General features: G+C 73.1%; 27 protein-coding genes, 1 tRNA gene and 1 pseudogene. 15 read left to right on the top strand and 14 right to left on the bottom strand.

All coding sequences use genetic code 11. The features are described 5' to 3' along the window. The first annotated feature begins 6 nt into the window (after positions 1 to 6). Positions 7 to 957: a DUF389 domain-containing protein gene (locus BLU82_RS30075; protein ID WP_092626526.1), complete on the top strand. Its 951-nt coding sequence runs from the start codon at positions 7 to 9 to the stop codon at positions 955 to 957. Here the strand turns inward: BLU82_RS30075 and BLU82_RS30070 are convergent. Together BLU82_RS30070 and BLU82_RS30065 are read right to left on the bottom strand one after the other, a co-directional pair. Next, on the bottom strand, positions 929 to 1,483 hold the full coding sequence (locus BLU82_RS30070) for a GrpB family protein (protein ID WP_197682566.1): 555 nt from the start codon (positions 1,481 to 1,483) through the stop codon (positions 929 to 931). The genes BLU82_RS30075 and BLU82_RS30070 overlap by 29 nt on opposite strands. Before the next feature lie 73 nt (positions 1,484 to 1,556). Further along, entirely contained in the window at positions 1,557 to 2,567 is a 1,011-nt protein-coding gene (locus tag BLU82_RS30065) for an Lrp/AsnC family transcriptional regulator (RefSeq protein ID WP_172885732.1), read from the bottom strand. Between the two features lie 131 nt (positions 2,568 to 2,698). On the opposite strand from BLU82_RS30065, the gene BLU82_RS30060 reads away from it, so the two are divergent. The 5 genes from BLU82_RS30060 to BLU82_RS30040 are packed head-to-tail and all read left to right on the top strand — an operon-like array spanning position 2,699 to position 8,751. Beyond that, positions 2,699 to 4,102 (top strand): ABC transporter substrate-binding protein, encoded by a 1,404-nt coding sequence (locus tag BLU82_RS30060; RefSeq protein WP_157741353.1) that lies wholly within the window; start codon positions 2,699 to 2,701, stop codon positions 4,100 to 4,102. A gap of 5 nt (positions 4,103 to 4,107) precedes the next feature. Beyond that, a complete protein-coding gene (locus tag BLU82_RS30055) occupies positions 4,108 to 5,151 on the top strand; it encodes a carbohydrate ABC transporter permease (protein ID WP_092624528.1) in 1,044 nt (347 codons plus the stop codon). Next, positions 5,151 to 6,014, top strand: coding sequence for a carbohydrate ABC transporter permease (locus BLU82_RS30050; protein WP_092624527.1), 864 nt, complete (start codon positions 5,151 to 5,153; stop codon positions 6,012 to 6,014). The genes BLU82_RS30055 and BLU82_RS30050 overlap by 1 nt, the downstream gene beginning before the upstream one ends. Before the next feature lie 2 nt (positions 6,015 to 6,016). Beyond that, complete coding sequence (locus BLU82_RS30045; protein WP_092624526.1) at positions 6,017 to 7,312, top strand: Gfo/Idh/MocA family protein; 1,296 nt, start codon at positions 6,017 to 6,019, stop codon at positions 7,310 to 7,312. Next, positions 7,309 to 8,751 (top strand): sulfatase-like hydrolase/transferase, encoded by a 1,443-nt coding sequence (locus BLU82_RS30040; protein WP_157741352.1) that lies wholly within the window; start codon positions 7,309 to 7,311, stop codon positions 8,749 to 8,751. Before BLU82_RS30045 ends, BLU82_RS30040 begins: the two co-directional genes overlap by 4 nt. Before the next feature lie 52 nt (positions 8,752 to 8,803). On the opposite strand, the gene BLU82_RS30035 is transcribed toward BLU82_RS30040, so the two are convergent. Continuing rightward, positions 8,804 to 9,730 carry an RNA polymerase subunit sigma-70 gene (locus tag BLU82_RS30035; protein ID WP_092624524.1) on the bottom strand — a complete coding sequence of 309 codons (927 nt, stop codon included), beginning with the start codon at positions 9,728 to 9,730 and terminating at the stop codon, positions 8,804 to 8,806. Between the two features lie 66 nt (positions 9,731 to 9,796). Between BLU82_RS30035 and BLU82_RS30030 the strand changes: the two genes are divergently transcribed. Then, positions 9,797 to 10,375: a dihydrofolate reductase family protein gene (locus BLU82_RS30030; protein ID WP_092624523.1), complete on the top strand. Its 579-nt coding sequence runs from the start codon at positions 9,797 to 9,799 to the stop codon at positions 10,373 to 10,375. On the opposite strand, the gene BLU82_RS30025 is transcribed toward BLU82_RS30030, so the two are convergent. The 5 genes from BLU82_RS30025 to BLU82_RS30005 form a co-directional block, all read right to left on the bottom strand. Further along, positions 10,368 to 11,582, bottom strand: coding sequence for an RNA polymerase sigma factor (locus tag BLU82_RS30025; protein WP_092624522.1), 1,215 nt, complete (start codon positions 11,580 to 11,582; stop codon positions 10,368 to 10,370). The genes BLU82_RS30030 and BLU82_RS30025 overlap by 8 nt on opposite strands. Then, entirely contained in the window at positions 11,579 to 11,938 is a 360-nt protein-coding gene (locus tag BLU82_RS30020) for a YciI family protein (protein ID WP_092624521.1), read from the bottom strand. The genes BLU82_RS30025 and BLU82_RS30020 overlap by 4 nt, the downstream gene beginning before the upstream one ends. 70 nt (positions 11,939 to 12,008) lie before the next feature. Then, positions 12,009 to 12,890 (bottom strand): hypothetical protein, encoded by an 882-nt coding sequence (locus BLU82_RS30015; RefSeq protein WP_092624520.1) that lies wholly within the window; start codon positions 12,888 to 12,890, stop codon positions 12,009 to 12,011. A 24-nt stretch (positions 12,891 to 12,914) separates the two neighbouring features. After that, complete coding sequence (locus tag BLU82_RS30010; RefSeq protein ID WP_092624519.1) at positions 12,915 to 14,198, bottom strand: hypothetical protein; 1,284 nt, start codon at positions 14,196 to 14,198, stop codon at positions 12,915 to 12,917. A gap of 19 nt (positions 14,199 to 14,217) precedes the next feature. Further along, positions 14,218 to 15,489, bottom strand: coding sequence for an ammonium transporter (locus BLU82_RS30005; protein WP_092624518.1), 1,272 nt, complete (start codon positions 15,487 to 15,489; stop codon positions 14,218 to 14,220). Between the two features lie 158 nt (positions 15,490 to 15,647). Between BLU82_RS30005 and BLU82_RS30000 the strand changes: the two genes are divergently transcribed. Further along, on the top strand, positions 15,648 to 17,279 hold the full coding sequence (locus tag BLU82_RS30000) for a long-chain fatty acid--CoA ligase (protein WP_092626524.1): 1,632 nt from the start codon (positions 15,648 to 15,650) through the stop codon (positions 17,277 to 17,279). Next, complete coding sequence (locus tag BLU82_RS29995; protein ID WP_069109471.1) at positions 17,280 to 17,843, top strand: hypothetical protein; 564 nt, start codon at positions 17,280 to 17,282, stop codon at positions 17,841 to 17,843. Here BLU82_RS29995 and BLU82_RS29990 read toward each other — a convergent pair. Genes BLU82_RS29990 through BLU82_RS29980 form a run of 3 tightly spaced genes read right to left on the bottom strand, consistent with a single transcriptional unit; the run spans position 17,834 to position 18,968 of the window. Continuing rightward, complete coding sequence (locus tag BLU82_RS29990) at positions 17,834 to 18,205, bottom strand: VOC family protein (protein ID WP_092624517.1); 372 nt, start codon at positions 18,203 to 18,205, stop codon at positions 17,834 to 17,836. The two genes, BLU82_RS29995 and BLU82_RS29990, sit on opposite strands and share 10 nt — an antisense overlap. After that, positions 18,202 to 18,531 carry a helix-turn-helix transcriptional regulator gene (locus tag BLU82_RS29985; protein WP_092624516.1) on the bottom strand — a complete coding sequence of 110 codons (330 nt, stop codon included), beginning with the start codon at positions 18,529 to 18,531 and terminating at the stop codon, positions 18,202 to 18,204. Before BLU82_RS29985 ends, BLU82_RS29990 begins: the two co-directional genes overlap by 4 nt. Continuing rightward, positions 18,528 to 18,968 (bottom strand): SRPBCC family protein, encoded by a 441-nt coding sequence (locus BLU82_RS29980; RefSeq protein ID WP_092624515.1) that lies wholly within the window; start codon positions 18,966 to 18,968, stop codon positions 18,528 to 18,530. Before BLU82_RS29980 ends, BLU82_RS29985 begins: the two co-directional genes overlap by 4 nt. 96 nt (positions 18,969 to 19,064) lie before the next feature. Here BLU82_RS29980 and BLU82_RS29975 point away from each other — a divergent pair. Beyond that, positions 19,065 to 19,889: pseudogene (locus BLU82_RS29975) on the top strand (sulfurtransferase); the annotation flags it as partial. 128 nt (positions 19,890 to 20,017) lie between these two features. Here the strand turns inward: BLU82_RS29975 and BLU82_RS29970 are convergent. After that, complete coding sequence (locus BLU82_RS29970) at positions 20,018 to 20,779, bottom strand: phosphotransferase (protein ID WP_092624514.1); 762 nt, start codon at positions 20,777 to 20,779, stop codon at positions 20,018 to 20,020. A 47-nt stretch (positions 20,780 to 20,826) separates the two neighbouring features. Here BLU82_RS29970 and BLU82_RS34515 point away from each other — a divergent pair. The 5 genes from BLU82_RS34515 (at position 20,827) to BLU82_RS29955 (ending at position 24,340) form a co-directional block, all read left to right on the top strand. Then, positions 20,827 to 20,919 (top strand) — tRNA-Ser (locus BLU82_RS34515). A 1-nt stretch (position 20,920) separates the two neighbouring features. Further along, positions 20,921 to 22,570 carry a bis-aminopropyl spermidine synthase family protein gene (locus BLU82_RS29965; protein WP_197682565.1) on the top strand — a complete coding sequence of 550 codons (1,650 nt, stop codon included), beginning with the start codon at positions 20,921 to 20,923 and terminating at the stop codon, positions 22,568 to 22,570. Positions 22,571 to 22,661: 91 nt separating this feature from the next. After that, positions 22,662 to 22,838: a hypothetical protein gene (locus BLU82_RS34510; protein WP_157574569.1), complete on the top strand. Its 177-nt coding sequence runs from the start codon at positions 22,662 to 22,664 to the stop codon at positions 22,836 to 22,838. 43 nt (positions 22,839 to 22,881) lie between these two features. Continuing rightward, positions 22,882 to 23,358: a hypothetical protein gene (locus tag BLU82_RS29960; RefSeq protein WP_069109464.1), complete on the top strand. Its 477-nt coding sequence runs from the start codon at positions 22,882 to 22,884 to the stop codon at positions 23,356 to 23,358. A 19-nt stretch (positions 23,359 to 23,377) separates the two neighbouring features. Further along, positions 23,378 to 24,340 carry a hypothetical protein gene (locus BLU82_RS29955; RefSeq protein ID WP_092624513.1) on the top strand — a complete coding sequence of 321 codons (963 nt, stop codon included), beginning with the start codon at positions 23,378 to 23,380 and terminating at the stop codon, positions 24,338 to 24,340. 1 nt (position 24,341) lies between these two features. Here the strand turns inward: BLU82_RS29955 and BLU82_RS29950 are convergent, their stop codons facing one another. Together BLU82_RS29950 and BLU82_RS29945 are read right to left on the bottom strand one after the other, a co-directional pair. Further along, positions 24,342 to 25,949: an LCP family protein gene (locus BLU82_RS29950; RefSeq protein WP_157741351.1), complete on the bottom strand. Its 1,608-nt coding sequence runs from the start codon at positions 25,947 to 25,949 to the stop codon at positions 24,342 to 24,344. A 164-nt stretch (positions 25,950 to 26,113) separates the two neighbouring features. Then, on the bottom strand, positions 26,114 to 26,767 hold the full coding sequence (locus tag BLU82_RS29945) for a phosphoribosyltransferase (RefSeq protein ID WP_197682564.1): 654 nt from the start codon (positions 26,765 to 26,767) through the stop codon (positions 26,114 to 26,116). Positions 26,768 to 26,809: the final 42 nt, after the last annotated feature.

Genomic DNA, 26,809 nt, shown 5'->3' with positions numbered 1-26,809 from the left:
GGCGCCGTGCTGCACCTGCGCGTCACGACGCCGGCGGAGACCACCGACCGCATCGTCGAGCTGCTGGACGAGTGCCCGGGCGTGGCCAGCATCGCCGTCCTGCGTGGCGCGTCCGTGCGCCCCGAGGGCGACCTCGTACTGGCCGAGCTGGCCCGCGAGTCCGCCGAGGGGATGATCCAGGCGCTGCGCGAGCTGGGCGTCGACCAGACCGGCACCATCGCGCTCGAGTCGGTCGAGACGTCGGTCTCCGCGGCCGCCGAGCGGGCCGAGGACGAGGCGCCCGGCGAGGGCGCCGACGCCGTCATCTGGGAGCAGGTCGTGCGCCGCGCCGACGAGGACTCAGTGCTGTCCAACACGTTCGTCTGGTTCCTCAGCCTGGCCGCCGTGCTGGCCGCCATCGCGATCGTGCTCGACTCCGCCATCCTGGTGGTCGGCGCGATGGTCGTCGGGCCGGAGTTCGGCCCGCTCGCGGGCATCGCCGTGGGCCTGGTGCACCGGCGGTTCAGCATCGTGCGGCAGGGGCTGGTGACCCTGGCGGTGGGGTTCACGATCGCGATCACGGTCGCCACCGTGCTCGGCCTGGTGGCGTCGTGGGCAGGGTGGATCGACGCGTCGGTGTTGACGACCGACCGGCCGTTGACAGGGTTCATCTGGCATCCGGACCGGTGGTCGTTCGTCGTGGCGTTCATCGCCGGGATCGCCGGCATCCTGTCGCTCACGTCCGCGAAGTCGGGAGCCCTGGTGGGCGTGTTCATCTCGGTGACGACCGTCCCCGCCGCCGGGAACCTGGGACTGGCCCTGGCTCTCGGTGACGGCGCCGAGGTCGGCGGCGCGGCCGCTCAGCTCGGCATCAACCTGGCCGCGATCGTGCTGGCCGGCATCCTGACCCTCATCGCGTTGAAGGCGGCCACCGGCCGGCTGCCCCGGCTCAGTGCTGGACGGACGCCCGCCGCATGATGTCTTCGATGAACGGCGCCTTGCCCGCGCGGTAGGCGGGGCGGTCGTCGTGGTGCACGGCCGCCAGGCTCTGCTTGATCTCGGCGTAGCGACGCGCGTCGTCGGGGTGGTGGCGCAGGTGATCGCGGAAGGCCAGGCAGTCGCGGCCGAGCTGAGAGACGTACTCGACGACGTGCAGGTGGTGCGTGCGCCAGGCCGGTTCCGGGTAGCAGAACGACCAGCGCCGCAGCTCTTCGTCGCCGGCCTCGGCCACGTGGGTCCAGCCGATCTCCCGCATCGCGGCGACGGCGCCCTGGGCCTGCTCGTAGGAGGGCACCATGGCCATCATGTCGATGATGGGCTTGGCCGGCAGTCCCGGCACGGCCGTGCTGCCGACGTGTTCGACCGAGCCGATCAGCCACGGACGCAGGGCCGGTTCGACCTGCAGGCGCTGCTGCTCGAACGACTCGGGCCACGCGGTGTCGTAAGGATGGATGTCTATCGGGTCGCGGCGCACAGCATCGTGCGCAGCCTCACTCTCGTGCATGCCTCGACCATAGCCCTCCGACCCCCGTTGTGACGCATGAGATTCGCAGGATCGTCCGGAGTTCCGACCCTGTTCACGGCCCGGACGGCGACCCGGCGACGGTGCGCAGCTCCGGGTCGATCATGCCGGCCCGTTTCACGGTGCGCAGCGCCACCGCGACGTCGGCGTGGATCAGCCCCGGCAGGTGGCCGACGGTCTCGGAGAGGAACTCGTAGAGCGCGCTGTCGCTGGCCACGGCGATCTCGCCGCAGAGGTTGCGGTCGCCCGTGGTGGCCGCGATCATCACGACGCTGCGGTGCCGGGCCAGGATCTCGCCGGCCAGGCCGATCTTCGTCGGGTTGATGGTGAGCCAGACGAACGCGTTGACCGTCAGCCCCAGCACCTCCGGCTCGACGACGGTGCGCATGCGCAGCACGCCCTGGGCCATCAGCGTCTCGGTGCGCCGGCGTGCCGTGCTCGGCGTGACGCCGCACCGGGCGGCGAGGTCCTGCCAGCTGATCCGGCCGTCGTCGATGAGCACGGCGACGATCTGCTCGTCCAGCTCGGACATCGGCGCGGCCTCGTCGGGCTCGGGATGCTCGCTCCACCGGTCGCGCCGCTCGGCCCGCAGCTCGGCGACGACGGTGTCGGGGAGCAGCCCGGGGTTCCAGCCGTGCGGGGTGGAGAACCGCCGGATCACCTGGTTGCTGAACGTCGCGATGACGCCGTCGAACCGCGGCAGCTCGTGCATCATCAGCCGGTAGAGGTGCTCGTTGGAGGTGTAGGCGATCTCGGCGACGCAGTCGACGCTGCCGGTCAGCACCTTGACCGAGCCGGTCTCCTCCCACTGCGCCAGCGGCAGCGCCAGCTCGTCGGCCGCGCCGGGCGCGCAGCGCAGCCGCACGAACACCGACCGCGCCCGGTGACTCGTCTGCGAGTCGAGCGCACCGACGACGCGGACGGCGCCGGTGCGCCGCAGCCGGGCCAGCCGCCGCGACACCGTCGCCTCGGAGCTGCGCACCGCCTGCCCGATGACGGCGTGGGTGGCTCGCGGCTGCGCCAGCAGGGCGCCGATGACGAGGCGGTCGAGTTCGTCGATCTTCACTGAATCCATCAGATCACCGCCTTGTGTTCATGATTCCTTGCACATCTTGTCCATTCGTTGACACCTTGAATCACCGATCCGAACCATGGTGCCCCATATTCGTCAGGCGCTTCACGAGGAGGGACGGCATCATGTGGCGACGACCTCTGACCGCACTCGCGGTGATCGGCCTGGTCGCGGCGGGCTGCTCCGGCGACGACGACAGCGAGAGCGCGGACTCCGGCGAGGGCGGCGGCAGCATCACGCTGTGGACGGTCTACGACACCGCCGACCGCATGGCGACGATGCAGCAGGTGCTGGCCGACTTCACCGAGCAGTCCGGCATCGAGGTCGAGCTGGTCGGCGTCAGCGCGCCCGACCTCACGCAGGCCATGGTGTCCGCGGCCGCCGCCGGTGACCTGCCGGACGTCGTCGTGCACGGCGTCGAGGTGGCCGCCGGCTGGGTCGCCGAGGGCATCCTCGACCCCGTCGTGGCCAGCGAGATGATCGACGAGCTGGGCACCGACACGTTCAACGAGAGCGCGCTGAACCTCATCCGGGTCGAGGACGCCGAGGGCGAGTACGCCACCGTCCCGTCCGACGGCTGGGGTCAGATGATCTTCTACCGGACCGACCTGTTCGAGGCCGCCGGGCTGGAGCCGCCGACCGACTACGAGAACGTGCTGGCCGCGGCCGAGGCGCTCAACGGCCAGGACGGCGTCTCCGGCTTCGCGCTGGGCAGCACCGGCGGCGACGGCTTCACCATGCAGGTGTTCGAGCACGTCGCGCTGGCCAACGACTGCCAACTGGTCGACGACGAGGGCGAGGTGACGCTGGACAGCCCCGAGTGCGAGGAGGCGATCCAGTTCTACGTCGACCTCGCGCAGTACGCGCCCACCGGCGCCGGCGACGTCGACACCACCCGGGCCAACTACCTGGCCGGGCAGACCGCCATGACGTCGTGGTCGCCGCACCTGCTGGACGAGCTGGCCGGGCTGTTCCCGGACACGCCGCTGACCTGCGCCGAGTGCGCCGCCGACCAGCAGTGGCTGGTCGACCGCACCACCATCCTGCCGCTCTTCCAGGGCCCGTCCGGCGACCAGCCGACCCAGTTCGGCCTCACCATCAACCTCGGCATCACGTCGTCGGCCGACACCGAGCCGTCCAAGGAGCTGGTCCGCTACCTGCTCGGCGACGGCTACATGGGCTTCCTGTCGATCTCGCCGGAAGGCCGGTTCCCGATGCGCAACGGCCCCGAGGCCGGCGACACGTCCTACGTCGACGGCTGGTCCGATCTCGCGGTCGGCTCCGGGCAGGCGCAGCTCAGCGTGGGCGAGCTGTACGGCGACGACGCGGTGCAGACCATCACCGAAGGCGCCACCGGGTTCGAGCGCTGGGGCTTCCCGCAGGGGCAGGGCGCGCTGGTCACCGCGATGTACGGCGACCTCGAGCTGACGAACATCCTGCGCGAGGCGCTGGACGGCACCATCACGCCGGCTGAGGCGGCCGCGCAGATGGACGAGAGCGCCACGCAGCTCCAGTCCGAACTGGGCTGACGCCCATGGCCTCCGGACCGATCGCCCCGTCCGCCGCTGACGCGGCCGAGACCGGCACCGGGCCCGGCCGCGGCGGATGGCGCGGCCGGCGCGGGCGGCCGGGCGACGGCCGGCGCGGCCCGTCGCTGCGTGTCCGCGAGGGCCGCGCCGGGCTGGTGCTGGTCAGCCCGACCGTGCTGATCGTGCTGCTGGTGGTGGTGCTGCCGTTCCTGTGGACGATCATCATGTCGTTCCAGCGGCTGCGGCTGATCGACCTGCAGAACGTCTTCGACATCACGCTGACGCTACGCAACTTCGAGACCGTGCTGGGCAGCTCGGACCTGTGGGAGATGGTCCGCACCACGCTGATCTACAGCATCGGCGGCACGGCGCTGTCGATCGGCGCCGGGCTGGCGACGGCCCTGGCGCTGCGGCACCGGTTCCCCGGCCGGATGATCATCCGGGCGTTCGTGCTGGTGCCGTACGTCATCCCGGTGGTGTCGGCGGCGCTGGTCTGGCGGACGCTGCTGAACCCGCAGTTCGGGCCGGTCAACGTGTTCGGCGTCGACGTGCTGGGCTGGGACCAGCCGATCGGGTTCCTCAGCGAGCGGTTCCACCGCATCGAGCTGTTCGGCGTCGGGTTCGACGCCCCGATCGCGCTGCTCTCCGTCATCGCGTTCGAGGCGTGGAAGACCTTCCCGCTGGCGTTCCTGTTCATCCTGGCCCGGCTGCAGGGCCTGCCGCGTGACCTGGAGGAGGCCGCGCGCGTCGACGGCGCCACCCCGCTGCAGCGGTTCCGGTACGTCATCGCGCCGCAGCTGTCCGGCGTCATCGCGCTACTGGTGCTGCTGCGGTTCATCTGGACGTTCCAGAACTTCAACGACGTGTACCTGCTGACCCGCGGCGCCGCCGGCACCGAGGTCGTCGCGGTGCAGGTCTACCAGTACCTGGTGGCGCGCAACGACGTCGGCGGGGCGGCCGCGCTCGGCCTGCTGATGTCCGTCGTGCTGATCATCGCGTTCGCCGTCTACTACCGGTACGGCGTGCTCAAGCAGGAGTCGGAGGTCTGATGCCGTCGCGCGAACGGGTCGAGACCCGGGTGCTCGGCGTCGCCCGAGTGCTCTGGCTGACGGTGGTGCTGATCGCCTGCGTGCTGCCGCTGCTCTACATGCTGCTGCTGTCGGTGCGGCCGTTGCAGGCGGTGCTGCAGGACCCGCTCGGTGTGCCGTCGCCGAGCGAGCTGAACCTGGAGGCGTACCGGAAGGTCATCGCGTCGCCGGAGGACGGCGGGTACGGCCTGCTGTCGTTCTTCGGCAACTCGCTGATCGTCGCGCTGGGCTCCGTGGTGGCGACCGTGCTGTTGTCGGTGCTCGGGGCGTACGCGGCGACGCGACTGCGCTTCCCCGGCAAGAACGTCATCAACATCTCGTTCTTCGCCTGCTACATGTTCCCCGGCATCGTCATGGCGATCCCGCTGTTCGTGCTGTTCTCACGACTCGGGCTGCGCGGCGAGCTGCCGGCGCTGATCGTCATCTACCTGGCGTCGACGGTGCCGGTGTCGGTGTACATGCTGCGCAACTACTTCCGCTCCATCCCGCGTGCGCTGGAGGACGCGGCGATGGTCGACGGCTGTAACCGGGCGCAGGTGATCGTGCGGATCGTGCTGCCGCTGGCCATGCCGTCGATCGCCGCGACCTCGCTGTACGTGTTCATGATCGCCTGGAACGAATACCTGTTCGCGCTGCTCTTCCTGCTGGAGAGCCGGGACAACTGGACGGTCTCGCTCGGGCTGGCACAGCTGGACGACATCAGCGTGTCGGCGACCGTCCTGATGGCGGGGTCGGTGCTGTTGACGTTGCCGGTCATCGCGCTGTTCTTCGCCGCCGAGCGTCTGTTGGTCGAGGGCCTCACCGCCGGGGCCGAGAAAGGGTGAGCATGACGGACATCGACGCTCCGGTGCGGTTGCTGGTGATCGGAGCCGGGAACCGCGGCGGCCAGGCCTACGCCGGCTGGTGCCTCGAGCATCCGGAGGCCGCCGTGGTCGCGGGCATCGCCGACAGCGACGAGCGGCGGCTGGCCGGCGTCGGCGACGCGCACGGCGTACCGCCGGAGCACCGGTACACCGACTGGCGGACCGCGCTGACCCGCCAGGGGCCGTGGGACGCCGTCGTCGTCACCACGCCGGACCGCATGCACGTCGACCCGACGGTGCGGGCGCTGGAGCACGGCTACGACGTGCTGCTGGAGAAGCCGATCGCGCCGACGCCGAGCGAGCTGGACCGGCTGATCGCCGCGACGAAGGACCGGCCCGGCGCGATCACCGTCTCGCACGTCATGCGCTACACGGAGTTCTTCAACACGCTGAAGCGGCTCCTGGACGAGGGCGCCATCGGCGACCTGCAGGGCATCGAGCACGCCGAGCACATCGCCTACTGGCACTTCGCGCACAGCTACGTCCGCGGCAACTGGCACCGGACGGCCGACTCCAGCCCGATGCTGCTGGCCAAGGCGTGCCACGACCTCGACATCCTGCGCTGGCTGGTCGGCTCGCCGTGCATCGCGGTGTCGTCGTTCGGCGACCGGCGGCACTTCCGCATCGAGAACGCGCCGCGCGGCTCCACCGACCGCTGCGTCGACGGGTGCGCCGTCGCGGCCACCTGCCCGTACAACGCGCACCGGTTCTACGTCGAACAGCTGGCCGGCGTCGACACCTGGCCGGTCTCCGTCATCACCGACGACCCGTCGCCGGAGGGCCGGCTGAAGGCGCTGCGCGAGACCGACTACGGCCGCTGCGTGTACCGCATGGACAACGACGTCGTCGACCACCAGACGACCTCGCTGCGCTACGCGAACGGCGTGACGGCGTCGCTGGTGGTGTCGGCGTTCACCGAGCAGAACACCCGCGTCATCACGATGATGGGCAGCCATGGCGAGCTCAACGCCGACCTCGAGTCCGGCCGCATCGAGGTGGTCCGGTTCGGTGACTCGGCGCCCGAGGTGGCCGGCCTGCCGCCCGCCGAGCGGCGCGTCGAGCAGGTGTGGAACGACCGTGCCGGGCACTCCGGCGGCGACGCGGGCCTGATGGCCGACTTCGTCGAGCGGACCCGCCGGCGCCGGGCCGGGCTGCCCGTCCAGGCCGCGCCGAGCGCGTTCGAGGAGAGCCTGGAGAGCCACTGGGTGGCCTTCGCGGCCGAGCGGTCCCGCCAGAACGGCACCGTCGAGTACCTGTGACGGGGCAACGGCCGAACCTGCTGCTGGTCACCACCGATCAGCAGCGCCGCGACACCGTCGGGCCGGGGGCGCCGGGGTTCCTGCGCACGCCGCACCTGGACCAGCTGGCGCACGAGGGCATCCGGTTCGACGCCGCCTACGCGTCGACGCCGGTGTGCGTGCCGTCGCGGGTCACGCTGCTCACGGGACGGTCGGCGCTGCGGCACGGCATGACGCACAACGGCCGGACCTGCGACGTGCTGGCGCCGGACGCGCCGACGCTGCCGGCCCGGCTCGGCGCGCTCGGGTACGCGACCGTCGGCATCGGGAAGATGCACTTCACGCCGCCGCGGGCGCACCACGGCTTCGACGAGCTGATCCTGCCCGACGACTACTACCGGGCGGGCGTGCCGGCGATGCGGCACGGGCTTGGGCAGAACGAGCTGGCGCCGGGCATGGCGACCGTCCCCGAGGCGGAGACGCTGACGTCGTGGCTGTCGGAGCGGGCGGTCGAGCACATCCGGTACCGCCGCGACCCGACCCGGCCGCTGTTCCTGTGGCTGTCGTACAGCAAGCCGCACCCGCCACTGGACCCGCCCGAGCCGTACTACTCGATGTACCGCGACGCGCCGGTGCCCGAGCCGGTCGTGGGCGACTGGGCCGGCGGCGACGCGCCCGCGGCGTTCCGGCGGCAGCGCCACCGCGGCTCGTTCGACCTCCTCGACGCCGCGACCGTGCGCGCCGCGCGGGCGGCGTACTACGGGCTGGTGACGCAGCTGGACTACAACCTCGGCCGGGTCCTGGCGGCGCTGCAGGACGCCGGCGAGCTGACCCGGACGACGATCGTGTTCACGTCCGACCACGGCGAGTTCCTCGGCGACCACCGCACCGGCAACAAGGTGTTCTTCCACGAGGCGGCGGCGGGCGTGCCGATGATCGTGCGGCCGGCGGCGGGCACGTCGGCCGTCCCGCCGGGCACGGTGGTCCGGACGCCGGTGACGCTGGCCGACGTGCTGCCGACGTTCGTGGCGGCGGCCGGCGGACCGGACCCCGACGACGTCGACGGCGTGGACCTCGTCGCGCTGGCCGCCGCCGGAGACCGTCCACGCGTCGTCGTCGGGCTGGCCGGCGGCGACGCCGGGCCGCCGGGCATCCCGTACTACCTGGCCATGACGGACGGGCGGCACAAGTACGTCTGGTACCCGGAGGGGCCGGCCGAGCAGCTGTTCGACCTTTCCTCCGACCCTCTCGAACTGCACGACCTGGCCCGGACCGGGTCCGTCGCCGACTGGCGCGACCGGCTGGTCACGGCGCTCGTCGACGCCGGCGGCGAGCGGCACCTCACCGCGGACGGCGCCCTGCCCGCCGTCGAGCCGATGGAGGAGACCGTCGCCGAGCAGCGGGCGAACGGCTGGCCCGGCTACCACACCGAGGCCTTCTACCTCGACGTCCGGCACTGACACCACCCCGCCCCATGATCATCAATGATCGGCCGTGTTGGATCATTGATGATCATGGGAGCTGGGCGGGGAGGTCGAACGCCGGGAAGAGCTCGGGGCCGAAGGTGGTGATCTCGGCGATCAGGCGCTCCTCCACCCGGAGCACGTCGATCTTGAAGGCGTCGAACGCCGTCCCGCCGGGCGGGCGCAGGTAACAGGCGGCGGCCGGCAACCGGTTCGCCGACGTCGGCAGCAGCCGCCAGTCGCCGTGCTCGGCCGCAGCGGCATGCAGCGGCGCCAGCGCGGCCCAGCCGTCGAAGCAGACCGGCTGCGGCGGCATGGTGACACGGATGTCGTCGCGGACGAGCTCGGCCATGCGGCCGACGTCGGGCCGCTCGCTCAGGGCGACGTAGCGGTCGAGCAGGTCGCGCTCGTCGGCGCTGAGCACGGTGCGCGGCGGGGTGGTCTCCGGCGACCGGGGCGAGCGCTGCAGGGTCGCCCGGGCCCGTTGCAGCGCGCTGTTGACCGCGGGCACCGACGTCTCCAGGATCGCCGCGGTCTCGGCGGCCGACCAGCCGATCGCGTCGCGCATGACGAGGACGGCGCGCTGCTGCGCGGGCAGCTCCTGCATGGCCGCGACGAACGCCAGCTCGATCGTCTCGCGGCCCACGACGACGGCCTCGGGCTCGTCCGCGTGCGGCGCGACCTGGTCGAGCAGCCGGTCCGGGTACGGCTGCAGCCACGGCACCTCGGCGAACGAGCGCACCTGCTCGGGTCGCCGGGACCGCTGCCGCAGCAGGTCGAGGCAGGCGTTGGTCGCGATGCGGTACAGCCACGCCCGCAGGTTGGTGCCCTCCTCGTAGGAGTCGCGGTGCGTCCACGCCCGCAGCAGCACGTCCTGCACGACCTCCTCGGCGTCGTCGAACGAGCCGAGCATGCGGTAGCAGTGCACGTGCAGCTCGCGCCGGTGGCCCTCGGCCGCGGCGGTGAAGTCGTCCATCGGGACATTCTGCAAGTCGTTCGCCCCGCACCGATGAGTCCGCGCCCGGGGTGTCGTTACACGGGCATGAACACACTCGTACTGGACATCAGCATCTCCCTCGACGGCTTCATCACGGCGGGCGGGCAGACCCCCGACCAGCCCCTCGGCCAGGGTGGCGAGCGCCTGCACGCCTGGGCGTTCGGCGACGAGCAGAACCGCGAGTACACCGAGCGTTCGGTGGGCGGGCTCGGCGCCCTGATCACCGGCCGGAAGAACTACGAGGACTCGCTGCGCTGGTGGGGCGCCGACGGCCCGACGGGACCGGCCCGGCGGCCGCTGATCGTGCTGACGCACGAGGCGCCGGCGGAGTCGCCGGAGAACGGCGTCTACACCTTCGTCACGACCGGCATCGAGGATGCGCTCGCGCAGGCCCGCGCGGCGGCCGGCGACGGCATCGTGGCGGTCATGGGCGGCGCGAACGTCGCCCGGCAGTACCTCGCGGCCGGGCTGGTCGACGAGATCTCGCTGCACATCGTGCCGGTGGTGTTCGGCGACGGCGTCCGGCTATTCGGCCGCACCGGCGCCGAGCACATCGAGCTGGAGCAGGTCGAGACGGTGCCGACCGACGCCGCCACGCATGTCCGCTACCGCGTGCTCAAGTGACGCCGGCGGCGCGCAGCGTCAGGTAGCGCCGCTCCGGCACGCTCGCCGTCCGCCGCGCCGCGCGCAAGTACGCCGCACGGGCGCCGTCCGGGTCACCCGCCAGTTCGAGCAGGTGACCACGGACGGCGTCGAGCCGGTGCGTCTGCGCCATGCGGTCGTCGGCGTCGAGCGTGCCGAGCAGCGCCAGCCCGGCCCGCGGCCCGTGCACCATCGCCACGGCGACGGCCTTGTTCAGCGTGACGACGGGGCCGGGCGCCACCCGCTCGAGCACCTCGTAGAGCGCGACGATCTGCGGCCAGTCGGTGTCGTCGGCCGTCGGCGCCTCGTCGTGGACGGCGGCGATGGCGGCCTGCAGCTGGTACGGGCCGACGGGGCCGCCGCCGAGCACGCCGGTGAGCAGCGCGACGCCCTCGGCGATCTGGGCGGCGTCCCACCGCGACCGATCCTGCTCGGCCAGCGGGACGGGGACGCCGTCACCCGTGCTGCGCGCGGCCCGGCGGGCGTCTGTGAGCAGCATCAACGCCAGCAACCCGGTGACCTCTCCGTCGCCGGGCGTCAGCCGGACCAGCAGCCGGGTCAGCCGGATCGCCTCGGCGGTGAGGTCGGTCCGCTGCGCCGCCGGGCCGGAGCTGGTGGTGTAGCCCTCGTTGAAGATCAGGTAGAGCACGTGCAGGACGGTGCGCAGCCGCTCGGCCCGCTGCTCCGGCGGCGGCGGGCCGAACCGCGCGTCGCCGGCCCGCAGCTTCTGCTTGGCCCGGCTGATCCGCTGCGCCATCGTCGCCTCGGGCACCAGGAACGCGGCCGCGATCTGCGCCGTCGTCAGCCCGCCGACCGCGCGCAGCGTCAGCGCCAGCTGGGCGGGCAGCGCCAGCGACGGGTGGCAGCACAGGAACAGCAGCGTGAGGGTGTCGTCGGCGCGCTCCACCTCGCCCGGCTCGACGAGGTCGAGTGCGGCCACGGTCTCCTCGCGGCGACGGCGCGCCTCGGAGCTGCGCACCTCGTCGACGAACCGGCGCGACGCGACCGTCACCAGCCACGAGCTCGGGCTGTCCGGAACGCCGTCGGCCGGCCACTGCGTCGCGGCGGCCAGCAGCGCCTCCTGGACGGCGTCCTCGCAGGCGTCGAACTGGCCGTACCGGCGCACGAGCACCCCGAGGACCTGCGGCGCGGCGGCGCGCAGCAGGTCCTCGACGGCGGGGTCGGTCACAGGTCCGGCGGGGCGTCCATCGCCGGGCGGACCTCGAGCCGTCCGGAGTACTTCACGATCTGCCCGGCGAGCTCGAGCACCCGCTCCTCGCTCTCGACGTCGACCACCCAGAAGCCGATCAGCGACTCCTTCGCCTCGGCGAACGGACCGTCGGTGGCGACCGGGAGGCCGTCCTGCAGCCGCACCGTCTTCGCGGCGCCGGGGTCGGCGAGGCCCTGCTGGAACACCAGCTCGCCGGACGCCTCGAGGTCCTTGTCGAGCTGGACCATGAAGCCGATCATCTCCTCGATCCACTCCTTCGAGGCTGTGGCCTGCATCGACTCGGTGTCGCCGAACATCATCAACATGTACTTCATCGGGTCGCTCCCGTCTCGTGGGCGTTCTCGGCAGTGAGTCGGAGCCGGCGTCGTGCTCTCGACAACCGGCTCAGATGTCGTTGTCCTTGCCGGCGCAGCGGACCGGCTGCATGGCGTCGAGCGCCGCTCGGTGGGCGTCGTCGACCGGGATCGCGGTGGGGATCTCGGCGCCGTCGCCGAGGTCGATCCACGCGGTGAAGCCGTACGGCCGCTTCGCGTCGCCGATGGCGTGGCCGCCGCAGCGCAGCACGTCGGCCACCACACGCAGCTGCCCGGGCGGGAGCGCGGTGTCGGCCTCGGGCGTGATGGTGAACAGCACGCTGCCGCGGGTGTTGGTGATGGTCGCCGGCGTCGTGCCGCCGTCGACCCGGGTGACGGTGAGGACGCCGGTCAGGGTGCCGTCGGCGCGCGGCTCCAGCGGACCCATCGCCAGCGTGACGGCCTCGGCCAGCGCGGCGTCGCGGCAGTCGGTGCGCAGCAGGCGGTCGAGCGTGCCGTTGGGGTGCGGGAGGTCGAGCACCTGCTCGTGCTCGTCGCCGTCGCCGACGCGGGTGGTCAGGCGGACCTGCGACGGGGCGGCCGCGGAGTCGATGCCGTCGGGGCAGCGGGCCGGGCCGTACTCGACCTGGAGGTCCACCGGGATGTCGCCGGGCCGGATGGTGGAGTCGCGCGGCTGCGGGCCGGTGGCCTCGAACGAGTCGCTGAGCAGTTCCGCCGACGTGGCGGTGACCGGCTCGGCGCCGTGGTTGGTGACGGCGATGACGACCAGGCCGGAGCGGTTGAACGAGCGGCGGATCTCGGCGGTGGCGCTGAGGTCGGGCGCCGCCGCACCGGCGCCGTCGCCGCCCGCGACGTCGTCGTCATCGTCCGTGGTCAGCGCCACGACCGTGGCCGCGATGCCGGCCAGCAGCACCGTGACGACGAGGACCAGGACGAACCGCAGCCGGCGCATGGTCCAGTATCTCCCGCTGCCGCGTCAGTGTGGAGGCACCGGCAACGGCCGTCCGTCGAGGGCGGCCAGCGCCAGCAGGACGGTGGCGCCGGTCAGGCCGAGCGGTGCGACGGCGGACGGGCGGCCGTCGGCGGTGACCTTCTCCGCCAGCGCGCCGAGGGCGGTCCGGCGCAGGTCGAGCCAGCTGAGCAGCCGGTGGGCCAGCGCGGTGTCGCCGGTCGACGCGGCGGTCAGCGCGTGCAGCGACACCTGCGGCGTCCACGCGGTGAGGACGTCGGTCCACTCCTCGCCGGGCCGGACCCCGCCGTTGCCGATGCTGGTGGCGTCGACGGCGGAACGCCAGGCCGCCGCGACGGCGTCGTCGGCGGGAGCGAACGGCGGCAGCAGGAACGCGACCGACGCGTCGCGGCCGCCGGCGCCGCTGATGCGCCGTGCGTAGCCGTGCGCGCCGAACCCGCCGGCGACCGCCGCGGCCAGCCGCTCGGCGCCGTCGGCGGCCCGGGCCGCGAGCCGAGCGTCGTCCGGGCCGCCGAGCAGGGTCAGCAGCTCACGACCGGCCCGCAGGCCGAGCAGCAGCGGGGCCGCCGAGCCGAGCGTCGCCTCGTCGAGGTCCATCTCCCAGAAGTCCTGCGACACGCGCGGCAGCCCGGTCGACGGGTCCAGCGCGGCCAGAGCGGCGTCGACGGCGGAGCGGACCATCGGCGCCAGCGCACCCACGGCGCCACCCGTCGCGCCGGCCCACAGCCACGTCGCCCACAGCGTCCAGCCGATGCCGTCGAGCTGCAGTCCGCGGTCGTCGGGCACCCCGCGCGAGCCGTCGGGCAGGTAGCGCGCCTGCCAGGTGCCGTCCTGCTCCTGCATGGCGGCCACGTACGCCAGCTGCGCGAACGCCGGCTCGGGCCGCCCGCACACCGTCAGCGCGGCGGCCATGTAGCCGACGTCGCGCGGCCACACGTAGCGCCAGTACGGGCTGCCGGCCGCCACCGCGGCGCCGTTGGCGAACGTCAGCACGCCGATGTCGATCAGCGCCTCCTCGGCCATCGCCTGGTACGGCGTGCCCCGGCCCGGCAGCTCGGTCGCCGCCAGCAGCTCACGCGCCGCGTCGGCCTCGTCGCCGGTCGGGACCGCCGCGCCGGGCAGCGCGCCGGAGGACGGGTCGAGGTAGCCGGTGCCGGGCAGCCGCCGCAGCCCGCTGTGCGGCGGGACGATCAGCGGCGCGCCGTCGGTGCCGATGACCACGCCGTCGGAGTACAGCCGGGTCTCCGGCGACCACGCCGTGCCCCGGGTGCCGAGTTCTGCAGTCTGCATCGGCACACCGTAAGCACAGCTACGCCGTGACGACGTCCTCCGACACCTCGTCGGAGCCGATCTCGTAGCCCGACTCGCCGTGGTGCACTCGGTCGACGCCGACCACCTCGTGGTCGTCGTCCACCCGGAACCCGATCGTGCGCTGCAGCACGAGGCCGATCAGGTACGTGACGACGAACGAGTAGGCCAGCACCGCACCAGCGCCGACGGCCTGCCGCCACAGCTGGTCGACGCCGCCGCCGAAGAACAGCCCGTCGACTCCGGCCGGCGCGTCCGCCGTGGCCAGGAAGCCGATCGCGATGGTGCCGACCAGGCCGCCGACCAGGTGCACCGCGACCACGTCGAGCGAGTCGTCGTAGCGCAGCCGGAACTTCAGGTCGACCACCAGCGAGCAGATCGCCCCGGCCACGACACCGAGGATCAGCGACCCGACGGGGTTCAGCGCCGAGCACGCCGGGGTGATCGCGACCAGGCCGGTCACCACGCCGGACGCCGCGCCCAGCGACGTCGCGTGGCCGTCGCGCAGCTTCTCGACGACGATCCACGCCAGCATCGCCGCGCCCGTCGCCGCGACGGTGTTGACCAGCGCGACCGCCGCGACGCCGTTGGCGCCCACGGCCGACCCGGCGTTGAAGCCGAACCAGCCGAACCACAGCAGGCCGGCGCCGAGCATCACCAGCGGCAGGTTGTGCGGACGGTGCGCGCCCTTGGCGAAGTCGCGGCGCCGCCCGAGCACCAACGCCAGCGCGAGACCGGCCGCGCCGGCGTTGATGTGCACCGCGGTGCCGCCGGCGAAGTCGATCGCGAGCAGGCGGTCGGCGATCCAGCCGCCGTCGCCGTCGGCGAACGCGAACACCCAGTGGGCCACCGGGAAGTACACGAGCGTGCCCCAGACCGCGGCGAACAGCAGCCAGGTCCAGAACTTCGCGCGGTCGGCGATCGAGCCCGACACCAGCGCGACGGTGATGACCGCGAACATGCCCTGGAACCCGACGAACAGCATCGACGGGATCGTGCCGGACAGCGCGTCGGGGCTCATCAGGCCGGACAGGCCGAAGAACTCACCCGGATCGCCCAGCAGGCCGCCGCCGAGGTCGGTGCCGAAGGCCATCGAGTACCCGTACAGAACCCACAGCACGCTGATCACGCCGAGCGCGCCGAAGCTCATCATCATCATGTTGACGACGCTCTTCGCCCGGACCATGCCGCCGTAGAACAGCGCGAGGCCGGGGGTCATCAGCATCACCAGTGCGGTGGACGCGAGAATCCACGCGGTGTCTCCGGTATCCATGCGGGCAGCGTGGTCGCGGGGCGTTTCGCCAGGTGGGCGCCTGCCGTTACGAGGCGGTTAATCCGGAAGCGATCAAGGCTTCCGCCGGTGACATTCCTGCGGCAGGGTATGGGCGACAGACACGGCGTCGCCGGGTCCTCGATGGGGAGGTCTCCGTGATCACCAGCACGATGATGGACGTTCCGCTGCAGGTGCGCCGGCTGCTCGAGCACGGTGCGACGATCCACGGCGGCAGCCGCGTGGTCACGGCCACCGACACCGGGTCCGGTGTCCACGAGACGACCTTCGCCGACGTCGCCCGGGCCGCGGCCCGGCTGGCCGGAGCGCTCTCGTCGCTCGGCGTGCGGCCCGGCGACCGTGTGGCGACGTTCATGTGGAACAACCACCGGCACGTCGAGGCGTACTTCGCGGTGCCGGCGATGGGCGCGGTGCTGCATCCGCTGAACATCCGGCTGTTCCCGGAGCAGATCGCGTTCACCGCCAACCACGCGGCCGACCGCGTCGTCATCGTCGACGGCTCGCTGCTGCCCGGGTTCGCCAAGCTGCTGCCGTCGCTGAAGCCGGTGCGCCATGTCATCGTCGCGGGTGCGGCCGACCGCGGTCTGCTGGAGGGCACCGGCGTCGGCGTGCACGACTACGAGTCGCTGCTGGCGGCGCAGCCGGTGACGTACGACTGGCCGGACGTCGACGAGCGGGCCGCCGCCGCGATGTGTTACACGTCCGGCACCACCGGCCACCCGAAAGGCGTCGTCTACAGCCACCGGTCGATCTACCTGCACGCGCTGACCGAGGCGATGCCCGACCTGTTCGACCTGTCCGCCCGCGACCTGCTGCTGACCGTCGTCCCGCAGTTCCACGTTCTCGCGTGGGGGCTCCCGTACGCCGCGTTCGCCGCCGGCACGTCGCTGGCCATGCCGGACCGCTTCCTCGCGCCGGAGCCGCTGGCCGCGTTCATCGCGGCGGCGCGGCCGACCATCGGCGCCGGCGTGCCGACCGTCTGGGTCGGGCTGCTGCAGTACCTCGAGGCCCACCCGGAGGTGGACATCTCGTCGCTGACCAGCCTGGTCGTCGGCGGATCGGCGATGTCCGAGACACTGATGCGCGGCCTGGACGCCCGCGGCATCACCGGCCTGCACGCGTGGGGCATGACGGAGATGAGCCCGCTCGGCACGTTCTCGCGGCCGCCGGCCCACGCCGCCGACGAGGACGTCGACGGCTACCGGCTCACCCAGGGCCGGTTCGCCGCGCCGGTCGAGGCGCGGCTGGTCGGCCCGGACGGCGAGCTGCTGCCCTGGGACGGCGAGTCCGTCGGCGAGCTGGAGGTCCGCGGGCCCTGGATCACCGGCTCGTACTACCAGGAGAACGACGAGGAGCGCTTCGACGACGGCTGGCTGCGCACCGGCGACGTCGGCACCGTCACGTCAGACGGCTACCTGCGGCTCACCGACCGCGCCCGCGACGTCATCAAGTCCGGCGGCGAGTGGATCAGCTCGGTCGAACTGGAGGGCCACCTCGCCGCGCACCCCGCCGTCGCCGAAGCGGCCGTCGTCGGCGTCCCGGACGACAAGTGGGGCGAGCGGCCGCTGGCCACCGTCGTCGTCAAGGAGGGCGAAGAGGTCGACGTCGCCGAACTGCGCGAGTTCCTGGCCACGAAGGTGGCGAAGTGGCAGCTGCCCGAGCGCTGGGCCGTCGTGCCGGAGATCCCGAAGACGAGCGTCGGCAAGTTCGACAAGAAGATCATTCGCGCGGCCTACGCACACGACGACCTCAACGTCACTACGCTCGGCTGAATGCCGGTCGAGTTCATCGGAGCCAACCCGAGCGCCACCCTCATGCGCGCGGACTCCCGTGCCGGTTTCGTCTCGCTCTGGGAGGCGGAGTGGAGCGTGCAGGGCTCCGGCCTCGCGCTGCTCGTCTGGGTCGACGGCGACGACGTCGTCCGGCTGCTCACCCCTGACGCGCCGCTCGGCGGCTGGCTGACCGACACCTTCAGCCGCTGGTTCCCGGAGCTGGAGGGGCTGCCGGAGATCGGCGAACCGGTCGAATGCGACGTCGTCGAATGGCACGTCGGCTCCGACCACGCCCGCGCGAAGGTGGTCGGCGCCGACGGCACCCGGGTGGTCACGACGATCAGCCGGCCGGTCGAGACCCGTCCCGGCGAGGCCGAGTCGTGGCAACTGGGCGGCGTGCCGTGGACGCTGACCAACCTGCTGACGTTCTGCACCGACGCCACCCTCGAGGTCGACGGCGCGCGGGTGCTCGGGCGGCCGGAGGTGGGCGGCGCCGACGGCCGGGCCCACTCGTCGGCGGTCATCGCCACCCACGAGACGTGGACCCGGCACGTTCAGGCCTGAGCCACCAGGTGCACAACGCCCGCGGGGTTGGCGATCCAGTGCGCCCGCATGGCGTCGGGCAGCGGCTCCAGCTCGTCCCGGGCCACGACACCGGCCTCGGCCAGCCGCCGCATCGCGTCGGGCAGATCGTCGGTGGACAGCTCCAGCCAGACGTCGGAGCGGCTGTAGTTCGGCACCTCGTCCAGCCAGAGCACGTTCGGCCCGAACTCGACGCGGACGCTGCGGCTCACCCCGGCGGCGATGTCGGTGCCGGTGACGTCCTTCGCGGGCAGGCCCAGCACGTCGCGGTAGAACGCGACCGTCTCCGGGTATTGCGCCGCCGGGATCTTCATGGCGATGTTCACACTGCCCTCGAACGTCATGCTTCCTCTTCCTCCTCGGCCAGGCGTTTGATCGTCGCCAGGCGGGTCTCCCATGCGGTGGCCAGCTCACTGAGGTCGCGGGCCGCCTCCGCCAGCCGGTCCGGCCGGGTCCGGTAGCGCACCTCGCGCCCGGCCCGCCGGCTGCTCACCAGGCCCGCGTCGTCGAGCACGGCGAGGTGTTTGACGACCGCCTGCCGGGTCACCGGGAGCCCCTGGGCCAGCGTGCTGGCGCTCGCCTCGCCGCGCTCGGCCAGCAGGTCGAGCAGCTGCCGCCTGGTCGGCTCGGCCAGCGCCACCAGCACGGCGTCGAGCAACGTCCGGGTCATGCCGGGTGCGACTCGGCGTAGGCGCGCAGCTCGTCCAGCTCGAGCCGCCAGCCCTCGGTGTTCTGCTCGACGTGCTTCGCCTGCTGCTCCGGGCCGCCGGCGAGGCCGTCGAATCCGCTCTCGACCACCCGCAACCGGGTGCCGTCGCCGTCGGGCGTGAGCGTGAACACGACCCGCGTCGAGTTGCCGTCGCCCGGCGCGCCGTCGTCGAGCGCCCAGCGGAACGCGAACGTCGTGTGCGGCTCGACGGTCTCGACGACGCCGCGCGAGACGCCGTACTCCTTCCAGGTCAGCGTCAGCTCGCCGCCGGGGCGCAGGTCGATCGTCGCGCCGGCGTCGGCGAACCAGGTGCCGAGGTGCTCAGCGCGGGTGACGATCGCCCAGACCCGCTCGGGTGCGGCGGCGATGACGATGTCGCGTTCGATGCGGTCGGTCATTCCGTCCTCCTCGCTCATCGTGCAACCACAGAGTTGCACAAGGCGTGGCTGTTGTGCAACTCGTGGGTTGCGCGCGCTAGCGTGGGCGGCATGAGCGTGCTGATCGACACCGACTCGCTCGGGCGGCGGCTGGCCACGGGGGAGCGCATCGTCCTGCTCGACGTCCGCTGGAAGCTCGGCGATCCCTTCGGCCATGACCACTACCTCGCCGGCCACCTGCCCGGCGCCGCGTACGTCGACCTCGAGACCGAGCTGGCCGGCCCGCCGTCCCCTTCCGCCGGCCGCCACCCGCTGCCGTCGGTGGACGTGCTGCAGTCGGCCGCGCGGCGGTGGGGTGTGCGCGCCGGCGACACCGTCGTCGCCTACGACGATCTCGGCGGCCTGTCGGCGGCGCGGGCGTGGTGGCTGCTGCGCTGGGCCGGGCTGACGGACGTGTGGCTGCTCGACGGCGGGCTGGCCGCGTGGACGGCGGCCGGCGGGGCGCTCGAGACCGGGACCGTGACGCCGCCCGCCGGGGACGTGGTCCTGCGGGCGGGGGCGCTGCCGACGCTGACCGCTTCCGCTGCCGCCGCCTTGGCCGTGGACGGCGTGCTGCTGGACGCGCGGGCGGGCGAGCGGTTCCGTGGCGAGACCGAGCCGGTCGACCCGCGGGCCGGGCACATCCCCGGCGCCGTCAGTGCCCCGGCCACCGACAACCTCGACCCGACCGGCCGCTTCCTGCCGGCTTCCGAGCTGCGGGCCCGCTTCGCCGCCCTCGGCATCGACGGCTCCCGCCCCGTCGGCGCCTACTGCGGCTCCGGCGTCACGGCGGCGCACGAGCTCGCCGCCCTCGCCGTCGCCGGCATCGACGCCACCCTCTACCCCGGCTCCTGGTCCCAATGGTCCGCCGACCCCGACCGCCCCGCCGCCACCGGCCCCTGACCCCCGGGCCCGGCCACCACGGGCCCGCCGCCCCTGACGTGCGCCATAGCCACCGTTGAGCACGCGATCAGCCGACGTTGTCAGTGCCCGCCCGTAGGGTGGGCCCCCTCCCAGCCGGGCGGGCTGGATCACCCGGCGCGGAGCGCGGCCACGATCGCGGGCTCCCGCGCCGCCAGGTCCACCAGCGCCGCCCGCGTGCGACCCGGCTCGCCGATCGCCGCGAGGTTCAGCAGCCCCGGGTCGCCACGACGCTGGCCGGCCTCGATGCGGTCCACCGCCATCCCCATCCGCACCTGCACGTGCGCCAGCACCGCCGACGGCGCGACGTCGCCGTAGGCGGAGGCCAACAGTGCCAGCCGGCGCGCGGCGACGTCGACCGGCACATCGGCGCGACGCAGCGGCACCGACATCCACGCGAGGAACGCCAGGTCGTCCAGCGCGACGCCCGGGCCGGCCATGTCCCAGTCGACCACGCCGACGACGCGGTCGCCGTCGACGATCCAGTTGTAGGCGGCCGGGTCGTTGTGGCAGACGATCTCTCCGGCAGCGAGCGCCCGTCTCCCATGCCGCCACGCGACCTCGCCGTCCGGCCGGTACCCGGCGACGGCGTCGTGGAAGCGGCGCAGCCAGCGGGCACCGTCCGCCAGCAGCGCCGAGCTCACCACCTCGTCACGCGCGACCGAACGGCCCGGGATCCACCCGAGCACCTCGCGCCCCCGCTCGTCGACCCCGCGCACCGGAGGGACGCCGTCGAGACCGGCCGTGCGCAACCCGTCCAGCAGCGCATGGACGGCGGGCGTCCACGCTCCGGCGGGCCGCCGCACGGTGTCGCCGACCCGCACGGCGCCGCCCACCCGGCCACCCGGCAACGGTGTCTCGGCCTCGCTCACCGGCCCGATGCTGCCACACGCCGGACGTGGCACACTTGCACCTGCCTGGAGGGCTGCCGGAGTGGCCGAACGGGGAACTCTTGAAAAGTTCTAGGGCGGGGCCCTCTCCGTCCTCATGGGTTCGAATCCCATGCCCTCCGCTTGGACCCGCTGAACGCCGACGCCATCGACCGTGTCGCCGACCTGGTGTCGGGGCTCGGCGTCGGCGCGCGCCCGCTGCGTGAGGTGCTGGCTGCGCTCGTCGCCGGGTCAGCGCCGCTCGACGACCTCGTCCGGCGGGCCGCGGTGCCGCGCCGTCAGGTGGAGCGGCTGCTGGACGCGCTCGGCGGCGACCTCGAGACGCACGGCGGACGGTTCACGGTGCGCGACGGCGCGCGGGCGGCCTACCGCGACCGGTTCGGACTGGACCGCCTGCCGCAGCCCGATCTGCCCGGCCCGGTCGACGCGCTGCCCGGCAGCGATGTCGCGAGCCGGGTCGCGGAGGTCATCGCCGCCGCGCCGGCCGCGGTTCAGGCGCTCGACCACGTGCCCGCGACGCCCGTCACCGCGCTGAGGCGGGCGTTGTGGCTCGACGCCACGTACGACCTCGACGGCGCGACGCTGGTCTGCGTCGGCGACCACGACCTGACGTCCATCGCGCTGTGCCTGGTCAACCCGCGGGTGAACGTCGTCGTCGCGGACCTCGACGAGGAACTGCTGGCGTACGTCGACGAGCGGGCCGCCGCGCTCGGCCTGCCGATCCGCACCGTGTGGGCCGACTTCCGGGCCGGGCTGCCGTCCGTCGCGCGCGAGGTGGGCGACCTCGTCGTCACCGATCCGCCGTACACCCCCGAGGGCGTCCGGCTGTTCCTCACCCGCGGCCTCGAGAGCCTGCGCGACCACGCCAACGGCCGCCTGGTCCTGGCCTACGGCCACGGCCGCCACCAGCCGGCGCTCGGGCTCAAGGTGCAGCGCGAGCTGGTCGGCCTGTCGCTGGTCACCGAGGCGATGCTGCCGCACTTCAACCGCTATGACGGCGCCCAGGCCATCGGCAGCGCCAGCGACCTCTACGTCCTCCAGCCGACGGCGGCCACGTGGAAGGCGCTGCCGCGGGCGACCCAGGAGGCCATCTACACGCACGGGCCACAGTCGCTGGAGAGCGGCCGGCCCGACACCCACGACGTCATGACGGCGCTGCTCGACGCCGCCGCGGGACCCGAGTCGCTGGACGTCGGTGCCGTCGTCGCGCTGCGGCGACCGCCCGGCGGCATCGCGCTCGGCGACGTGTTCGCCGGCCGGGCCGCAGCCGCCATCCCGCACGCCCGGACGGCCGCGGTCGCCGTCCACCTCGTCGGCGACCCGAACACCTGGCTGCTGCGCACCCTGCTCGCGCTCGACGTACGGCGCCTCGCGCTCGCCGTCCAGAACACCCACCCGGCGGTCACGTCGCAGGCCGGGCAGCAGGAGCTGCAGCGGCTGGTCGGCGCGAAGTGGCGGCTGCGGTTCCGGCGCAGCACCCCCGACCCGAAACACGCGATCGTCGAGGCCGTCGCCGTCGACGCCGCCGATCTCCCGCCCGCCGACGTCGCCCGGCGATTCCTGCTCGACGCCGCGCACAGGCGCCTCGGCTCTGCCTGGCGCGACGCCCTGGTCAAGGCCGGCCGGCGCACGGGCGGCGAGCCGCTCACCAAGAACGAGGCGCGGCGCATCGTCAACGCGTCCGGGCTGCCGCCGCACGTGCTCGAGTCGTCGCTGGTCGAGCTGCCGGCACACCGCATCGCGGCCATCCTCGCCGCCGTCACCGCCAATTGATCGTTTCGGCCCACCGCGACGCCGTCCGTCGGGCATCCTGGAGACGGGTGGGAAGCGCCGGGGGCGGCGCACGACGAACAGGCAGGAGACCATGAGCACACGGGTGGCCATCGTCTGCGATCAATGCGGCGACCTGGGGAACCTCGGATCGACGCCACATCACGCACGCGCGACGCTCTCCGGCTGGAGCCGGCTGCACGGGCTCGACCTCTGCCCGCTGTGCCGGATCATCGCCGAGAACCGCGCCCGCATGGCCTCCACGGCCTGACCTCCACGCGGGCTGACCTGCGCTCGCGTGACACACTGGGTCCGTGACACGCACGGTCTACGGCCCACCGACCCAGCTCGCGGTCCGCGGCGTCGGAGTCGGCGCCGCCGGTCTCGGTCTCGTCACCATCGCGCTGACCGTCGTGCTGGCCGTCGACCTCCCCGGCTGGCTGCAGGCCGTCCTGCTGGTGCTGCTGGCGCTGGCCGCGGCGGTGTCGCTGGTCATCCTGCTGGTCGGGGTGCTGCGGGTGCTCGGTCGCGGCACCCGGCTGGTGCTCGACGACGACGGCTTCGTCAACGCGACGGGGTTCGGCGTCGGGCGGCGGGTGCCGTGGCGCGACGTCCGCAAGGTGCAGACCGACGGCGCCATCGTCTCCGTCGACCTCTCCGGCGGGCGGCAGAGCCTCATCCGCACCGCGTCCATCGACGTCGAGCCGCGGGTGCTGGCCCGCGAGCTGCGCGGCCGGCTCAACCGCGACCGCGGCTACCGGCCGCTCTCGGGCCAGGACGATCTCGCCTGATCCGGCACACTAGGCAGGAGTGCGTAGAGCTGTTCTCCTGCTGACGATCGCCGCGCTGGCGATGGCCGGTTGCGCCGACGACGATGACGGCGCGGCCGGCGGCCGGCCCACGCCGACGACGCCGTCCGTGTCGGAGCCCGCGTCGCCCCCGCCGGACCAGACGCCCACGCCGTCACCCACGCCGTCGCCCACGTTGCCGGGCGGCGGGACGACGATCCTGCCCGAGCACCGCCTCGTCGGTTTCGCCGGCGGCCGCTCCCCGGCGTTCGGACGGCTCACCCCGGACGGCCTGGACGCGGCCGCCGAGCAGATCGACGCCGTCGCCGCCGAGTACGACGGCGACGGCCGCACCGTCCTGCCGGTCTTCGAGCTGATCACCGTCATCGCGCACGACTCGCCCGCCGCCGACGGGCTGTACCGCACGCACGAGCCGGACGACGTCATCACGGCGTACCTGGACGCGGCCCGGCGGCACGGGGCGCTGCTGCTGCTCAACGTCCAGCCCGGCCGGGCCGGCTTCCTCGACGAGGTGACCCGGCTGGAACCGTGGCTGAGCGAGCCCGACGTCGGGCTGGCGCTGGACCCCGAGTGGGCGGTCGGACCGGACGAGGTCCCCGGCGACGTCTTCGGCAGCACCACCGGCGCCGAACTGGACTCCGTCGCCGCCTACCTGTCGGCGCTGGTCACCGAGCACGACCTGCCGGAGAAGGTCATGGTGTTCCACCAGCTGCACGCGTCGGTCGTCGCGGACGAGGCGGCGCTGCGGCCGCACCCGGGCGTCGTCACCGTCAAGAGCGTCGACGGCATCGGCAGCCGCGCCGACAAGGAGCGCACCTGGACGACGCTCATGGGCACCAAGCCGCCGCACGTCGCCGCCGGGTTCAAGCTGTTCTTCGACGAGGATGCGGAGCGCGGGCCGCTGATGACGCCCGCCGAGGTGCTGGCGCTGGTGCCGACGCCGGACTACGTGCTGTACGAGTGAGTCAGCAGACCGCGCCGGCGTCGACCGGCTCGTCGGCCGCGGGCTCGTCCGTCGCGCCGTCGGTGGGCTCGTCGGCCGGTTCCTCGGCCGGCTCCTCGGCCTCGCCGGAGGCCTGCTCGACGGCGGCGCCGGAGCGTTCGCTGCTGGCGTTCTGGCCGGTCGCCTCGGTGGTGTCCTCGTCGGCCGGCGGCGTCTCACCGGCGTCGGGCGTGGCCGGAGTGCCCGCCAGGATCTCCTGGATGCGCGCGTGCAGCTGGTCGTAGTCGGGGTCGCTGGACGTCGTGCCCATGCTGCCGAAGAACTCGTTGTCGAGCGTCAGGCTCTCCAGCGGCTGGGTGCGGACCTTCACCATCAGCTCGATCAACGCCGGGAACAGGTCGGCCGGCACGTCGGAGGTGATGATGTCGCCGGCCGCCGACGCCAGGCTCTGGTACTGGCTGAGCAGCGTGGCGGGGTCGGCCTTGTCGACGATGGCGTTCATGACGCAGCGCTGCCGCTCCATGCGCTCGTAGTCGTCGCTGCCGCAGCGTGAGCGGGCGAACCAGAGCGCGTGGAAGCCGTCGAGCAGCTGGTTGTCGCCCTCTTCGATGTAGCCGTTGGCCTGCGTGCAGCTGCCGTCGGGAAGGCTCTTGTTGCCCCACGGGATGTCGCGCGGCACGTTGACGGTGATGCCGCCGAGCGCGTCGACCACGGCCTCGAAGCCGGCGAGGTCGACCATGATGAAGTAGTCGACGTCGATGCCCAGCGCGCCCTCGACCGCCCACTTCGTCGCGTCGGCGCCGGGGTCGCCGACGCCCTCGAACACGTCGGGGTGGTCGCGCGGCACGTTGGCGTAGACGGCGTTGAGCATCCACTCGAGCGGGTCGCCGCTGCCGGTGAAGCCGTTCGGGTACGCCTCGGCCAGCGGGGTGCCCTCGGGGAACGGGATCTGCGAGAGGTTGCGCGGCAGCGAGATCATCGTCGTCGCGCCGGTCTCGGTGTCGATGCTGGCGACGATCTGGGTGTCCGGACGAAGACCGGTGCGGCCCTCGCCGGCGTCGCCGCCCAGGAAGAGCACGTTCAGGCGCGGCTTGTCGGCCCACGGGTCGGACACGTCGACGTCGGGTGTGGTGTTGCTGCCGCCGCTGGACGAGATGTTGCCGACGAGGTCGCGCTGGGTGAACGCGTACCGCGAGCCGACCGCCAGCGGCGCCACCACGACCGACGCGCTGAGGACGACGACGAGCGCGCCGGCCAGCCGCTTGCCGGCGGGCAGGCCGTCGGGCTCCAGCGACCGGTGGCTGCCGACGGCGATGAGCAGCCAGGCCGCCGCGCCGGCCGCGAGCGCCGTCCCGAGGATCAGCATCATCTGGCGGTCGCCGCCGTACGACGCCAGCTCCGTCGGCGGGATCAGCACGACGACGGCGAGCGCCAGGATGGCGAGTGCGGCGAGGATGACCAGGACGGTCGTGCCGAGGCGGCGCTTGCCGGCGGCGATGAGCCCGGTGCCGGGGATCAGCGACCCGAGAGCGGTGAGTCCGATGAAGCGGCCGTAGCGCTGATTGCGCTGTTCCCGGCGCGTCTGCAGCCGAGAACGGCGAGCCCCTTGAGCTCGTCGGGCGCGTTGCACCGGCCGGTCACCCCTCCTCGCTCTCACGTCGTCAGCACTCATGATCCGCTCTGTCCGCCGAAGCCAGGATAATCACACCGCGGCCCGGCTCAGCCGGACCTCCGCGTAACCACCTCTGTAGCAAGACGCGCGAACCGGCCCATAAGTTGCCATCGTGACCACCGTCACGGTTTCAGCAGCGCCCTGACGTCGGCGTCCTCGACCTGAGTGAAATCGACGTACCACTCACCGACCGCCTGGAACGTCACCGGCCGCTCCAGCACCACCACCGCGTCGGCCACCCGCTCCAGCTCCTCCACCGTCTCCCTCGGCCCCACCGGCACCGCGACGACCACCTGGCCCGGCCGCGGCCGCGCCGTCACCAACAGCTCGGTCGCCGCCCGCACCGTCGCGCCCGTCGCGATGCCGTCGTCCACCAGCACCACCGTCCGCCCCTCCAGCCGCGGCGGGGGGCGGTCGCCGCGCAGCAGGCGCTCCTTCTCCTCCGCATCCTCCTGTGCCCGGCGGAACACCTGCTCGAGCTCGGCCGGCCGCAACCGGACGCCCCGCACCACCGCCTTGTTCACCACCCGATGCCCGGACGCCGTCACCGCCCCCAGCGCCAGCTCCGGCTGCCACGGCACGCCCGCCTTGCGCACCACCAGCACGTCCAGCTCGCCGTCGAGCGCAGCGGCCACCGGCGCCGCGACCGCCACGCCCCCGCGCGGCAACCCCAGCACCAGCGCCTCCCCGGCGTCGCCGAGCCGCTCCAGGACCGCTGCGCCCAGCCGTTCACCAGCCTCGCGACGATCCCGCCAGCCCCGCCCGCGCGATCTCACACCACCCGACTTTGCCGTCTCCGCCGCCGGAACGGTAGCCTT

The sequence above is a fragment of the Jiangella sp. DSM 45060 genome, assembly GCF_900105175.1.
GTDB lineage: Bacteria > Actinomycetota > Actinomycetes > Jiangellales > Jiangellaceae > Jiangella.
Note: the sequence above shows the minus strand (reverse complement) of the source record. Positions and strands in the feature narration are given on the sequence as shown.

Coding starts and splice junctions, on each gene's coding strand:
- BLU82_RS30045 (WP_092624526.1), top strand. CDS start 6,017: ATGACGGACATCGACGCTCCGGTGCGGTTGCTGGTGATCGGAGCCGGG.
- BLU82_RS30035 (WP_092624524.1), bottom strand. CDS start 9,730: ATGGACGACTTCACCGCCGCGGCCGAGGGCCACCGGCGCGAGCTGCAC.
- BLU82_RS29985 (WP_092624516.1), bottom strand. CDS start 18,531: ATGACCCGGACGTTGCTCGACGCCGTGCTGGTGGCGCTGGCCGAGCCG.
- BLU82_RS30050 (WP_092624527.1), top strand. CDS start 5,151: ATGCCGTCGCGCGAACGGGTCGAGACCCGGGTGCTCGGCGTCGCCCGA.
- BLU82_RS29995 (WP_069109471.1), top strand. CDS start 17,280: ATGCCGGTCGAGTTCATCGGAGCCAACCCGAGCGCCACCCTCATGCGC.
- BLU82_RS30015 (WP_092624520.1), bottom strand. CDS start 12,890: ATGCGCCGGCTGCGGTTCGTCCTGGTCCTCGTCGTCACGGTGCTGCTG.
- BLU82_RS34510 (WP_157574569.1), top strand. CDS start 22,662: ATGAGCACACGGGTGGCCATCGTCTGCGATCAATGCGGCGACCTGGGG.
- BLU82_RS30070 (WP_197682566.1), bottom strand. CDS start 1,483: ATGCACGAGAGTGAGGCTGCGCACGATGCTGTGCGCCGCGACCCGATA.
- BLU82_RS30005 (WP_092624518.1), bottom strand. CDS start 15,489: ATGGATACCGGAGACACCGCGTGGATTCTCGCGTCCACCGCACTGGTG.
- BLU82_RS29980 (WP_092624515.1), bottom strand. CDS start 18,968: ATGACCGACCGCATCGAACGCGACATCGTCATCGCCGCCGCACCCGAG.
- BLU82_RS30030 (WP_092624523.1), top strand. CDS start 9,797: ATGAACACACTCGTACTGGACATCAGCATCTCCCTCGACGGCTTCATC.
- BLU82_RS29990 (WP_092624517.1), bottom strand. CDS start 18,205: ATGACGTTCGAGGGCAGTGTGAACATCGCCATGAAGATCCCGGCGGCG.
- BLU82_RS30055 (WP_092624528.1), top strand. CDS start 4,108: ATGGCCTCCGGACCGATCGCCCCGTCCGCCGCTGACGCGGCCGAGACC.
- BLU82_RS30010 (WP_092624519.1), bottom strand. CDS start 14,198: ATGCAGACTGCAGAACTCGGCACCCGGGGCACGGCGTGGTCGCCGGAG.
- BLU82_RS30060 (WP_157741353.1), top strand. CDS start 2,699: ATGTGGCGACGACCTCTGACCGCACTCGCGGTGATCGGCCTGGTCGCG.
- BLU82_RS30020 (WP_092624521.1), bottom strand. CDS start 11,938: ATGAAGTACATGTTGATGATGTTCGGCGACACCGAGTCGATGCAGGCC.